Genomic DNA, 12,707 nt, shown 5'->3' on the forward strand with positions numbered 1-12,707 from the left:
GAGTGGCTGTCCCCGAGTGCCGCGATGACGCGGCCGACGCACGCCGGACCGGTAAGCGCCATGCTCACTGACGGATAATGACGTTATCAGCTTACGCGCGTGTCCAATAGCGGATCCCTGGTTGTAAATACCGCACTTCTCACCCCTTCCAGCGGTAATGCCATTCTCATTTTTGATAATTCGATCTCGCGTTGGGTACAGATCCACGGGAGCGGGGACTATTGGTTTCGGCTCCGAGACTGCTATTCTCCGAAACGAGAGTGAGGGTTTCATGACTGAAACAACCATCGGGGTCGACGCGGACGCGCTGGGTCACTGGCTCGACGAGCATCGGGCACCCGGAATCGGGGAACGTCCCACCCTCGAGCTGCTGTCCGGCGGTTCGCAGAACACATTGCTTCGGATCCAGCGCGGCGATCAGCGGATGGTGCTTCGCATGCCGGGAGCGCGCGCCGACTCCACCCGCTTCGACGGACTGCTGCGAGAGATCCGCCTGGTGCGCGGCCTGAAGGGCACCGACGTTCCACACGCCGAACTCATCGCCGCCGACGAATCCGGAGCACTGCTCGGAAAGCCGTTCTACGTCATGGCCGAGATCGACGGCTGGAGCCCGATGAGCGGCGGATGGCAACCGCCGTTCGACACCGATCTGGATGCCCGCCGCCGCCTGGCCTTCGAGCTCGTCGACGGTGCCGCCAAGCTCGGCCGCGTGGACTGGCGCACCCACGGTCTCGAAGGATTCGGCAGGCCCGACGGTTTCCACGAACGCCAGGTGGATCGGTGGTTGAGCTTCCTGCAGTCCTATCAGGTGCGTGAGCTGCCGGGGCTCGACGAAGCGGCGGACTGGCTGCGCCGCAACCGGCCCGGGCACTTCCGGCCCGGCATCATGCACGGCGACTACCAATTCGCCAACGTCATGTTCGCCCACGGAGCCCCGGCCCGGCTGGCGGCCATCGTGGACTGGGAGATGACCACCATCGGCGACCCGCTACTGGACCTCGGCTGGTGCCTCCTGGGGTATGACGGCGAGGAACCCAGTGCGGACGGTTTCTATCTGGACATGACGGGGATGCCCACCCGTTCGGAGTTGCTGGCCCACTACGAACAGGTCAGTGGACTGTCCACCACGCACATCCAGTACTACCTGGTGTTGGCGAACTGGAAGCTGGGCATCGTCCTGGAGAAGACCTATGCGGCCTCGCTGGCCCCCAACAGCAAGGTCGACCCCCAGGTGGCCGCCGCGATGGGGCCGATGATCCCCCAGCTGACCGCCAAAGCCGCGGAACTGGCGAGGAGTGCGAAATGACTTTTCCCGCAGAGCTCTTCGACCTCACCGACCGTGTCGTCCTGGTGACCGGCGGCAGCCGTGGGCTCGGCCGGGAGATGGCATTGGCCGCGGCACGGTGCGGGGCCGACGTCGTGATCGCCAGCCGCAATCTCGAGTCCTGCGAAGCCACCGCCGCCGAGATCGAAGCCGAGACCGGCCGCACCGCGATGCCGTATGCCGTGCACGTTGGTCGCTGGGATCAGCTCGACGGCCTGGTGGAGGCGGTGTACCAGCGTTTCGGAAAGATAGACGTACTGGTCAACAACGCCGGCATGTCCCCGGTCTACGACAAACAGACCGACGTCACCGAGAAGATGTTCGATGCCGTCGTCAACCTCAATCTCAAAGGGCCGTTCCGGCTGTCGGCTCTGGTGGGCGAACGGATGGTCACTGCAGGCAAGGGTGTGATCATCAATGTCAGCACCCACGGCTCACTGCGTCCGCACCCGTCGTTCATCCCCTATGCCGCCTCCAAGGCGGGGCTGAACGCGATGACCGAGGCCATGGCGCAGGCCTTCGGACCGACGGTGCGAGTCAACACCTTGATGCCCGGGCCGTTCCTGACCGATATCAGCAAGGCGTGGAACTTCGGCTCCGGCAACCCGTTCACACACTTCGCGCTGCAGCGCGCCGGGGAACCGCCCGAAATCGTCGGCGCGGCCCTGTTCCTGATGTCCGATGCGTCCAGCTACACCACCGGTTCGATCCTGCGGGCCGACGGCGGCATCCCCTGATAGCCCGAAAGGTTGACCATGGCATGGGATTTCTGCACCGAACCCGAGTTCCAGGAGAAGCTGGACTGGATCCGGGCGTTCGTCACCGACGAGGTGGAACCACTCGAGGTGCTGTTCCCCGGGTGTGAATTCCTTCCCTTGAACGACGAGCGGCGCCGTATCGTCGACCCGCTCAAGCAACAGGTGCGCGACCGTGGTCTGTGGGCCCCGCATCTGGGACCCGAGCTCGGCGGCCAGGGCTTCGGCGTCGTCAAGCTGACACTGATCAACGAAATACTGGGCCGCAGTTCGTGGGCGCCGATCATTTTCGGCACCCAGGCCCCCGACACCGGCAATGCCGAGATCCTGGCCCGCTTCGGCACCCAGGAACAGAAGGACACCTACCTCGCAGCACTGCTGAGCGGCGAGATCTTCTCCTGCTTCTCCATGACAGAACCCCAAGGCGGTTCCGACCCGCGGGTGTTCACCACCACGGCGGTCCCCGACGGTGACGACTGGGTGATCAACGGCTGCAAGTACTTCTCGTCGAACGCCTCGGTGGCGTCGTTCATCATCGTCGTCGCCATCACCGACCCGGATGTTCCCGTCCACAAGGGCGCCTCGACGTTCCTGCTCCCCGCGGACACTCCCGGGATCCACATCGAGGCCACCCACCATCTGGTCGGTGCGCTTCCCCACGATCCCGGGCATTCGCTGGTGCGGTACCGCGATGTCCGGGTGCCCTCCTCGGCCATGCTGGGCTCGCCCGGGCAGGGCTTCCACGTCGCACAGTCGCGGCTGGCCGGGGGCCGTATCCACCACGCCATGCGGTCGATCGGACTGGCCCAGCGCTCCGTCGACATGATGGCGCGACGGGCGAAAAGCCGCTTCACGCAGGGGACCTCGCTGGCCGACAAGCAACTGGTGCAGGCGATGATCGCCGACTCCTATGCCGAGCTGCTGCAGTTCCGGCTCACCGTGCTGCACACCGCCTGGCTCATCGACACTGCCGGTGAGCATGCCGCCCGTGCGGAGATCGGCGTGTGCAAGATCCTGGCGTCGCAGGTACTCAAGTCGATCGGGTTGCGCGCCATTCAAGTGCACGGGGCAATGGGTGTCACCGAGCAACTCCCGCTGACCAATGTGCTCCTGGGAGGCGTTGTGCTGGGCCTGGCCGACGGACCCACGGAAGCCCACAAGGTGAACCTCGCGCGGCTGCTGCTCAAGGACTACGACGCCGAGGACCCGGAGTGGCCCAGTGAGTTCCTCGACAACCGGATCCAGGCCGCGCGCGCCAAGTACGCCGGGGTGATCGACCGCGTGCCCGCACTACCATGACGCGCGCCTCGGCCGCCGTCGACCGCGCCCTCGACGAGCGGCACCGCGAAGCAAGTGCCGAGGTGGAACGCATCCTGGCCGCCACCATCACGGTGATGCAGCGGGTGGCGCCCGAGGAACCTCGTGTCAATGACATCATCGCCGAGGCAGGGTCATCCAAAAAGGCGTTCTACCGGTACTTCTCGAGCAAGGACGAGCTGATGCTGGCGGTCCTGGAGCGCGGTGTCGGCATCATCGTGTCCTACCTGGAACATCAGATGGCCAAGGCGCCACGGCCCCGGGACCAGATCGCACAGTGGATCGAAGGCGCCCTGGCACAAGTCTCCGACCCACATCTGATGACGATGAGCCGGGCGGTGCACGAACAACTGTCCGACCGTGTGCACGCAGACGACATCATGGCCCCGATGCGGGACCTGTTGATCGCACCCATCACCGCCCTCGGAGGCGACGATCCCGAGCGGGACATCGCCACGGTCTTCCAGCTCACCGCAGCGACCATGCGCAGATATGTGGGTTCCGGTGAGCAGCCTGCCCCCGGCGACGTCACCCACCTGGTGCGCTTCTGCCTGCGCGGATTGGAGAACGGATGAAGGCCGTGCTGTGCCGCCGCTACGGTGTGCCGGAGGAGCTGGAGCTCGCCGAACTCCCCGATCCGCTGCCGGGTCCCGGTGAGGTGGTGGTGGCCGTGCGGGCGGCCGCGGTGAATTTCCCCGATGTGCTGTTCATCTCGGGCGGGTACCAGGTCAAGGTGCCGCCGCCGTTCGCGCCGGGAAGTGAATTCGCCGGCGAGGTGCTTTCCGTAGGTGATGGCGCCGGCTACTCCCCCGGCGACCGGGTGTCCGGCTCGGTGATGGTGGGCGCCTTCGCCGAACAGGTTGTGGTGCGCTCGGATTCGTTGACGCCCGTGCCCGATGGGGTGGACTTCGCCTCCGCCGCTGCCTTCGGGGTCACCTACCGCACCGCCTACTACGCGCTGCGCTCGGTGGCCCGGGTGCAGCCCGGGGATTGGGTGGTGGTGCTGGGTGCCGCCGGCGGCGTCGGCCTGGCGGCGGTGGATCTGGCGCTGGCGCTCGGCGCCCGGGTTGTCGCGGCGGCGTCCAACACCGAGAAGTTGACGTTGTGTCAGTCGCGTGGTGCGCAGGCGGTGATCGACTACAGCCACGAGAACCTCCGGGACCGGATCCGCGAAATCACCGGTTCCGGCGCGCAGGTGGTGTTGGACCCGGTGGGCGGCGCGTACGCCGAGCCGGCGTTACGCGGTTTGCGCCGCGGCGGGGTGTTCGTGACGCTGGGTTATGCCTCCGGGGTGATTCCCTCCATTCCGTTGAACCTGGTACTACTCAAGGGAATCACCCTGCAGGGCATGGAGATCCGGACGTTCATGGGCGACCACCCCGACGAGACGGCCCGCGACAACGCCGAGTTGGCAGCGCTGTTCGTCTCCGGGGCGGTGCGACCCCACATCGGCGCGCGGTTCCCGCTGGCCGACACCGCCACCGCGCTGCGGCACGTCGCCGACCGCCAGGCTCTCGGGAAGGTGATCATCGACGTCGCCCGCTAGTCTGGGCCGTCGAGATCTCGCAGAGGGTTGCTTTCAGGCGCACTTCACGACCCTGGCGTGCATCTCGACGAATCACGAAACCTGCTGCGCCACTTCAGTATCAGAAGTCACAAACGGGGGATTCTTGTCAGAGGCTGGGTCTAGCTTCAGGGTATGGGTACTTCAGCGATCGCCGACAAGGAGGCGATGCTGGCTGCCCAAGCGCAGATCGAAGTCTTGACCGCGCAGATGAACTCGTTGTCGATCGACGCGTTCACTCCGCTGGAGTTATTGGAATTGATGCAGCGCCGCGAAACCGTCACCTGGATGCAGCCGGCCCTGGATCACAAGGTGTATCAACGGCTGAGGTCGGAATGCGCGCCGAAACAGTTGGGGGCGACCAGCTTCAAAAAGGTCCTGGCGGCCCGGCTGCGGATCAGCGAGGCCGAGGCCGGACGACGCCTCACGTCGGCCAAACTTTTGGGCCCGCGGACCGCGCTGACCGGGGAACCGTTGGAGCCGGCGTTGCCGAACATCGCCGCCGCCCAAGCCCACGGCCTGATCGGCCCCGAACACGTAGCCAAGGTCAAAACGTTCTTCAAGAACCTCCCGGCATCGGTGGACTTCTCGGCCCGTGAAGCCGCCGAAGCCGACCTGGCCCGCCACGCCTCGACCCTGGATGTCGACGGCTTCACCGAAGTCGCCGACCGACTGAAATACCTCCTCAACCAAGACGGCGAGTACAGCGATGTCGACCGCCAAGCCGGCCGGTACTTCACCATCGGTAAGCAGGACGCCGACGGCAACGTGCCGGTGCACGGCAGGCTCACCCCGGAATGCGCGGCCACCCTGCACGCAGCGCAGGCGAAACTGGCGGCCCCGGGTATGTGCAACCCGGCCGATGAGGCCCCGCAGGTCGACGGGGAACCCGATCCGGAGCGCGCCCGCACCGATGCCCGCACCCAGGGGCAACGCAATCATGATGCGTTGCTGGCGATGGGGCGGGCGTTGTTGGCCTCCGGTGGCCTCGGCCAGCACAACGGGCTGCCCGTCACCGTCATCGTCAAAGCGAATCTGACCGACCTGGAGAAAGGGGTGGGCCACGGCCTGACCGCCGACGGGACGTTGATCCCGATGCCTGACGTGATCCGGATGGCCTCCCACGCCTTCCACTACCTCGCCCTGTTCGACGGGAAGGGGGTGCCGTTGCACCTGGGCCGGGCCCGCCGGACCGCCTCCCGCGGGCAGCGGATCATGCTGTTGGCCCAACACGGTGGTTGCACCATGCCTGGGTGCACCGCTTGCGGGTACCGCTGCCAGGTCCACCACGCCAACCGCGATTGGAAAGACGGCGGCGACACCAATATCGAAGACCTCACCCTGGCGTGTGGGCCGGATAACCGGATGGTGGAGACCAGCGGTTGGACCACCCGCAACCGACCCGAGGACGGCATCACCGAATGGATCCCGCCCCCGGAACTGGACTGCGGCCAAACCCGCATCAACGTCTATCACCACCCCGACCGGATCCTCGCCCCCGACGATCCCTAACCCGAGGGTGAGCTCAAAGCCGGCCGCCGGCAACACAAGTCAGCGGCCGGCTGGACGCCGTCTACCAGGTGACGGGCAGGCTGTAGACGCCGAATGCCAGGCGGTCGTGCTTGAACGGGATCTCGTCGAACGGGATCGCCAGCTTCATGGTGGGGATGCGGCGCACCAGGGTGTGGAAAACGATCTGCATCTCGGCGCGCGCCAACTGCTGGCCGACGCATTGGTGCCGGCCGAAGCCAAAGCCCACTTCATCCTTGGCGTTGACGCGCTGCAGGTCGAGCTTGTCCGGTTCCGGGAACGCTTTGGCGTCCCAGTTCGCCGGTGCCAGATCGATGATGATGCCGTCGCCGGCCTTGATCACCTCACCGGAGATCTCGATGTCCTCGATGGCAATGCGCCGCTGACCGTTCTGGATGATGCTGAGGTAACGCATCAGTTCCTCGACCGCGTTGGCCACCACCTTCGGGTCATCTGTATCCCGCAGCAGCGCAGCCTGTTCGGGATTCTGTAGCAGCGCCAACACACCGATACCGATCATGTTGGCGGTGGTCTCGTGCCCGGCGATCAGCAGCCCGGTGCCCAGTTGCGCGGCTTCCTTGACGCTGATCTCTCCGGCGTTGACGCGCTCGGCCAGATCGGAGACGGCATCCTCACCGGGCGTCTGCATCTTCTTCTGCACCAGATCGATCAGGTACTGCGCCAGACTCATGGCGCCTTTCTGGCCGTCCTCCGCCGAGGCGTACCGGGCCAGACCCACATTGGCGTGGTGCTGGAAGAACTCGTGGTCCTCGTAGGGCACTCCGAGCATCTCGCTGATCACCCGGGTGGGCACCGGCAGTGCCAGCTGTGTGACGATGTCGGCGGGCTGGTCGCCGGCGAGGATGGTGTCGATGCACTCGTCGGTGACTTCCTGGATGGCAGTTCGCAAGCCCTCGACGCGCCGGAACGTGAAGGGCTTGGACAACATCCGGCGAAAGCGGGTGTGCTCTTCGGCATCGGAGGTGAACACCGAGCGCGGCCGCTTCTCCACGGTCGAGAGCATGTGCTCGTTCCAGTGCGGGAAACCGGGGCGACGGTCGTCGACGCTGACGCGGGAGTCGGCGAACAACGTCCGCGCCTCCTCGTGCCCGGTGATGAGCCAGGGGGTGCTGCCGTCCCAGATGCGCACTCGGAAAAGTCCCTTGTCCGCTCCGAGTTCCAGCATCTGCGGTGGCGGCGAGAACGGGCATGCTGCGGCGCGCTCCATCGGATACTCGGGAATGTCGGTCCGGGTGGCGTCAACGATGTCGGTCATGAAACTCCTGACGGGTGGTCCTCGACGTGAATGGCCATGGCTGGGCAGGCGGCGGCGGCTTCGCGAACGGCATCGGCCAGTTCGCCGGGTGGGGTGGCGTCCAGCAGGATCACGCTGCCGTCGTCCTCGTCTTGGTCGAACACCTGGGGTGCGTGCGCCACACAGTTGCCCGCGGACACGCATTTGGCTTGGTCTGCATGGACTTTCATCGTGACACCGGCGCCGCCATCAAGCCGGTGATAGCGTCGACCAAGCTGGTGGCCATCGAATCCCAGGTGTCGTGCGGGGTCGGATCACCGGCGGCCAGCGCGCGCTCCCGCTCGGCGAACATCCCGACGATCAGTTGGCGTGCCATCGCATTGCGTTCCACGCGAACCTCGGCGGGCATGTCCGGCAGGCAGGCATGCAGCCCTTGGATGACCGCCAGTACCGCCGACGACGTGAGCGATTCCTCGGACACGAGGTCGCGATGCGCCGGATCGGGCATCAGCTGGGCGGAAAACCGTGCGTACCAGGTGGGGTGGCCGAGTTCGGTCAGATGCGCGGCCAACGGCCGCACCAGGCATTCCACCCAGTCGCGCAGCACGGGTTCGGCACCCAACCGGTCCACCATTTCCTGGCAGCGGCGCTCGACGGCCCCGTTGTGCCTGCGGACGATCGCCCGCAGCAGATCGGCCTTGGTGCCGAAGTGATAACCGACGGCAGCGTTGTTCCCTTGTCCCGCAGCCTCACTGACCTGCCGGTTGGACACGGCGAACACCCCGTGTTCGGCGAAGAGCTGCTCGGCGGCGGTCAGGATCGCGTCGCGGGTGCGGTCGGTACGCCCACCCCGCGGGCTGGTCCGGGATGCCTTCGTCCGGGATGCCATGGGGCAAGTCAACCAAGCCACTCCTTTTAAGTCAAGCGACTGATTTAACCGGCGCCGTTCGAAGACGCGCGGGCTTTGGACGCCAGCACCTTGCCCGCGACGGTGCCGCCGTCGATGGGCAGTACGGTGCCGGTGACGTACCGGGAACGCTCACCGGCGAAGTACAGCGCCGCCTCGGCGACGTCGTCGACGGTGCCCTCCCGCTTGAGCGGGCGGTCCGCCCGCATCTGCGCGCGGATACCCTCCTCAAACTGCTCCAGGCGGGCCAGGTCCTCCCCTGTTGCCGACTTCGAGACGATGGCGGTGCGGATGTTGCCGGGCGCGATCGCATTCACACGGATCTCGTGATAGGCCAACTCGATTGCCGCGGACTTGGTGAACTGGATGACCGCGGCCTTGGACGCCCGGTAGGTCATGACGCCGCCGCCGGCCTGGATACCGCCGATCGACGTGAGGTTGATGATCGAGCCCCCACCGTGCTGCGCCATGTACCGGGCCGCGTCGCGAGTGCCTGCCATCACGCCCAGGACGTTGACGGCCATCACCTGGTGAAAGTCGGCGAGGTCGTCCTCGAGAAAACGACGGTGCATCTTGCCGGAGACGCCGGCGTTGTTCACCATCACATCCAGTCCACCGAACCGGTCCACCGCGGCGTTCACCAGCGCACCGACCTGATCGACATCGGCGACATCGGTCTGCAGGAACAGCGCTTCCGGCAGCAGAGCGGCCAGGGCCTCACCGCGCGCGGTCTCGACGTCACCGATCACCACCGCAGCACCCTCGGCGGCGAACCGGCGCACCAGTCCCTCACCCAGTCCGGACGCCCCGCCGGTGACGACAGCGACCTTCCCCGCCAGTTCACTCATGCGCTCTCCCATCCTGTGACTTGTTGGCCAGGAAGTTCATCAACACCTCGTTGGTCGCCTGGGGTTGTTCGATCTGCGGGCAGTGCCCGGCGTCGTCGATGACCACGGACCGCGCATCGGGAATCTGGCCGGCGATCTCCGCCGCCCACCCCGACGGAAGCAGTTTGTCCCCGCCTCCTTCGATCACCAGTGTCGGCACCGCAATGCGATCGTATGCCCGCTTACTCGAGACCGGGGCCGGCGCCGCGGAATCCGGGCGGCGAAAGCGGGCCGCCGCGATGGCTTCCCACGCTCCCGGCAGCGTCGCCGAAACATGGCGGCGCAGCACGTAGTCCTCGTCATCCGGAAACCGCGACGAGTGAAACAGCGCCTCCACGATCGCCCGCATGGCGGCCACGGTGGCGTCGTACTCGTAGAGCGCGGTCATGTGCCGGCTGGCTTGGATCTCACCGCCGCCACAGATGGCCACCAGGGCGCGCATAGGTAGTCGCGGGTAATCCGAGGTGGCATCGACCAGGAGGTTGATCGCGCCCATCGAATTGCCGATGAAGACCGCGGACTCGATCCCCAGCACCGCACAGAACCGGGCGATGTGACGGATCCGCAGTCCGCGGCCGTCGACAAAATCCAGCACCTTGGCCGAGTGGCCGTAGCCGAGCATATCCGGTGCCAGCACGCGGTACCGCGATGCCAGAACCGGAATGGTGTGCTCCCAGCCGATTTCGGCGCTGGCGCCGAACTCACCACCGTGCAGCAGCACCACCGGGTCGCCGGCGCCGGCCTCCAGATAGCTGGTGACCAGACCGTCGACCATGAGGGTTCTACGCTGGGACACGGCGCTCGATCGTGAAGGTCAACAGCTGGGTGGCCAACATCTCCAACTGCCCGCGCACCGTGCTGTCCACCAGGTTTCCGGCCTCGTCCCACACCGGGTCCGCGGAGTTGATGGCCACGCCCAGCGGTGTCGGCCAGGCCCGCAGGGCATGCCCGATACCGCGGAGCTGCCCCAGCGTGCCCACCGCCGCCTGCCAGCCGTAGGCGCAGGTGATGCACCCCCAGGGGGTGTTGTCCAGGTAGACGCGGGGATCTTCACGCAGATCCTCGATGTAGTCCAGTGCGTTCTTCACCAGTCCGGAGATCGCGCCGTGGTAGCCCGGGGACGCGACGACGACGGCGTCCGCGGCGCGCAGGGACCCGACCAGTTCGACGGCGCCGGGGGTGCGTTCGAGTTCGTGGGGGGCGTACATCGGCAGTTCGAGGTCGGGTCCGGCGTAGAGCTTGGTGCGGCCACCTTGCGCCTCCACAGCGGAAAGGCAGTACCGCAGCGCACGTTCGGTCGACGACCCGGCCCGCAGCGTGCCGCCCAGACCCACCACCAGAGGCGTTGTCGATGTCATGCCAGTCTCCTATTTGATGGCGATCGGATTGACCGGAGAGCCCACCGCGCCGATCACCCGCAGCGGCGGCGCGACGAGCTGGAACTCGTAGATGCCGTCGGCCGCGCAATCGGCCGCCAGCGCCGTCAGATCCCAGTACTCGCCGAACATCAGGCCCATATCGCGCAGACACAGCATGTGCATGGGCAGGAACGTGCCTTCCACCCCCATCGCGGGGTCGGGATCCTCGACCATGAGGTTGTCGGCGGCCACCGCCGCGACCTCGAGATCATGCAGCCAGGAGGCGCACCGCCAGTCCAGCCCGGAACCCGGTTCGGCGCCGTCACCCGTGCTCTGGAACCGCGTCCACCAGCCGGTGTGGACGACGACGATGTCGCCGCGGCCCACGGTGACACCCTGAGCCCTGGCCACCGCGTCGAGTTCGTCTGCGGTCACCGGCTCTCCCGGCGGTAGGAACACCTCGGCGCCACGGTGTTTGACGACGTCGAGCAACACACCCCTCGAGGTGATGCCCTTGACGTCCACCTTGTCGATGCCGCAATGGTAGGCGCCGAAGCTGGTCACCGACGATGCCGGGAAACCGTTGTAGAGCTTGTCCTCGTAGTACACGTGCGACAGCGCGTCCCATTGGGAGGCGGCCTGCAACGGCATGACGATCATGTCGTCGTTGAACCGGAACGGGTTGTCGACGAAGAACCCCGAGAGTTCCTGCGCCACCGACTTCTTCAGCCACTTCGGGCCGTACTCCACCAGCGTGTTGGCATCGCCACCGTCGACGGTCATCACATGGACCGGGTTGTGCCGGAACTGGAACGCCCCCTGCGGTCCCCCGGAGCAGAAGTCGGCACCGAGGGCGAACACCTTGCCCTGCCGGGCCAGCGACGCGGCCTCGGCGACCTTGTCGGCGCTGATGAAGTTCAACGTGCCGAGTTCGTCGGCCTCACCCCAGCGCCCCCAGTTGCGCACATCGTCGGCGGTCCGCCGGAAGTCGGTCATCGTTCCTGGACCTAACGCCATAGTTCGTGCCTCTCTGTCTCACCGAAGGTGCCGCCATCCACCCAGATGACCTGACCCGTCAGGTAACTGGCGGCGGCGCTGTTCAGGAAGACCAGCACGCTGGCCTGTTCCTCGGGTTCGGCGGCCCGCCCCAGTGGCGTCTGGAACGAGTCGAGGAAACCCTGCCCGTAGGCGCTACGCAGCTGGTCGAGAATCGGTGTGTCGGTGACTCCCGGTGCGGTGCAGTTGATCCGGATGCCTTTGGCACCCAGCGCAGCGACGTTGGCCATGCCGTACAGGATGAGGGCTTCCTTGGCCAACCGATACCCGCCGCCGTCCTTCAGGGCGTCCGGGTGGTTGTCGCACCACTCGATGCCCTGGTCCACATCGGCTGTTTCCACCAGACCCGAGGTCACCTCGGCGTTGCGTCGGTACCCCGAAGCCGCCAGCGACGACACGTTGGCGATCGCCGATCCCGGCGGCATCAACGGGATCACGGCCTCGGTGAACTGCCGGGTGCCCAGGAAGTTGATGGTCACCACGCGCAGCGGGTCCCCGATGCCCGATGACACACCCGCGATGTTGAACAGTGCGTCCACCGGCCCGGACAGTGTGGCCGCGGCCTGGTCGACGGCGGCGGCGTCGGACAGATCCAGGGGAACGAACTGACTGAGGTCGGCAGCGGGCTGGCGGATGTCGAGTCCGATCACCTCGGCACCGAGTTCGGTGAGCTGCTGCGCCACATGGGCGCCGATACCCGAGGCGCACCCGGTGACCACCACCCGTTTGCCGTCATAACGCCACAACACGTCGG

Annotated in this window: 14 protein-coding genes; 6 read left to right on the forward strand and 8 right to left on the reverse strand. The window is 66.4% G+C overall.

Going from position 1 to position 12,707, the window contains the following annotated elements; translation table 11 throughout:
- The first annotated feature begins 271 nt into the window (after positions 1-271).
- The 6 genes from NL241_RS25280 (at position 272) to NL241_RS25305 (ending at position 6,472) form a co-directional block, all read left to right on the forward strand.
- Positions 272-1,306 carry a phosphotransferase family protein gene (locus NL241_RS25280; RefSeq protein WP_494395368.1) on the forward strand — a complete coding sequence of 345 codons (1,035 nt, stop codon included), beginning with the start codon at positions 272-274 and terminating at the stop codon, positions 1,304-1,306.
- Positions 1,303-2,061 carry an SDR family NAD(P)-dependent oxidoreductase gene (locus NL241_RS25285; RefSeq protein ID WP_494395369.1) on the forward strand — a complete coding sequence of 253 codons (759 nt, stop codon included), beginning with the start codon at positions 1,303-1,305 and terminating at the stop codon, positions 2,059-2,061. The genes NL241_RS25280 and NL241_RS25285 overlap by 4 nt, the downstream gene beginning before the upstream one ends.
- A gap of 18 nt (positions 2,062-2,079) precedes the next feature.
- The gene (locus NL241_RS25290; RefSeq protein ID WP_487693341.1) at positions 2,080-3,378 is read left to right on the forward strand and encodes an acyl-CoA dehydrogenase family protein; all 1,299 of its coding nucleotides are present in this window, start codon (positions 2,080-2,082) and stop codon (positions 3,376-3,378) included.
- Complete coding sequence (locus NL241_RS25295; protein ID WP_487693340.1) at positions 3,375-3,971, forward strand: TetR/AcrR family transcriptional regulator; 597 nt, start codon at positions 3,375-3,377, stop codon at positions 3,969-3,971. Before NL241_RS25290 ends, NL241_RS25295 begins: the two co-directional genes overlap by 4 nt.
- Positions 3,968-4,942: an NADPH:quinone oxidoreductase family protein gene (locus NL241_RS25300; RefSeq protein ID WP_494395370.1), complete on the forward strand. Its 975-nt coding sequence runs from the start codon at positions 3,968-3,970 to the stop codon at positions 4,940-4,942. The genes NL241_RS25295 and NL241_RS25300 overlap by 4 nt, the downstream gene beginning before the upstream one ends.
- Before the next feature lie 153 nt (positions 4,943-5,095).
- Positions 5,096-6,472, forward strand: coding sequence for an HNH endonuclease signature motif containing protein (locus tag NL241_RS25305; RefSeq protein WP_494395371.1), 1,377 nt, complete (start codon positions 5,096-5,098; stop codon positions 6,470-6,472).
- A gap of 61 nt (positions 6,473-6,533) precedes the next feature.
- Here the strand turns inward: NL241_RS25305 and NL241_RS25310 are convergent, their stop codons facing one another.
- Genes NL241_RS25310 through NL241_RS25345 form a run of 8 tightly spaced genes read right to left on the reverse strand, consistent with a single transcriptional unit; the run spans position 6,534 to position 12,702 of the window.
- Positions 6,534-7,766 (reverse strand): cytochrome P450, encoded by a 1,233-nt coding sequence (locus tag NL241_RS25310; RefSeq protein ID WP_487693337.1) that lies wholly within the window; start codon positions 7,764-7,766, stop codon positions 6,534-6,536.
- Entirely contained in the window at positions 7,763-7,975 is a 213-nt protein-coding gene (locus tag NL241_RS25315; protein WP_487693336.1) for a ferredoxin, read from the reverse strand. Before NL241_RS25315 ends, NL241_RS25310 begins: the two co-directional genes overlap by 4 nt.
- Positions 7,972-8,634 (reverse strand): TetR/AcrR family transcriptional regulator, encoded by a 663-nt coding sequence (locus NL241_RS25320; protein ID WP_494395372.1) that lies wholly within the window; start codon positions 8,632-8,634, stop codon positions 7,972-7,974. The genes NL241_RS25315 and NL241_RS25320 overlap by 4 nt, the downstream gene beginning before the upstream one ends.
- Positions 8,635-8,678: 44 nt before the next feature.
- Positions 8,679-9,500: an SDR family NAD(P)-dependent oxidoreductase gene (locus NL241_RS25325; protein WP_487693334.1), complete on the reverse strand. Its 822-nt coding sequence runs from the start codon at positions 9,498-9,500 to the stop codon at positions 8,679-8,681.
- Positions 9,493-10,314, reverse strand: coding sequence for an alpha/beta fold hydrolase (locus tag NL241_RS25330; protein WP_494398387.1), 822 nt, complete (start codon positions 10,312-10,314; stop codon positions 9,493-9,495). Before NL241_RS25330 ends, NL241_RS25325 begins: the two co-directional genes overlap by 8 nt.
- A gap of 7 nt (positions 10,315-10,321) precedes the next feature.
- A complete protein-coding gene (locus NL241_RS25335; RefSeq protein ID WP_487693333.1) occupies positions 10,322-10,897 on the reverse strand; it encodes an NADPH-dependent FMN reductase in 576 nt (191 codons plus the stop codon).
- A 9-nt stretch (positions 10,898-10,906) separates the two neighbouring features.
- Positions 10,907-11,893, reverse strand: coding sequence for a cyclase family protein (locus tag NL241_RS25340; RefSeq protein ID WP_487693332.1), 987 nt, complete (start codon positions 11,891-11,893; stop codon positions 10,907-10,909).
- Positions 11,894-11,904: 11 nt separating this feature from the next.
- Positions 11,905-12,702 (reverse strand): coniferyl-alcohol dehydrogenase, encoded by a 798-nt coding sequence (locus NL241_RS25345; RefSeq protein ID WP_487693331.1) that lies wholly within the window; start codon positions 12,700-12,702, stop codon positions 11,905-11,907.
- Positions 12,703-12,707 lie beyond the last annotated feature (5 nt).

The sequence above is a fragment of the Mycolicibacterium sp. SMGY-1XX genome (assembly GCF_059132455.1).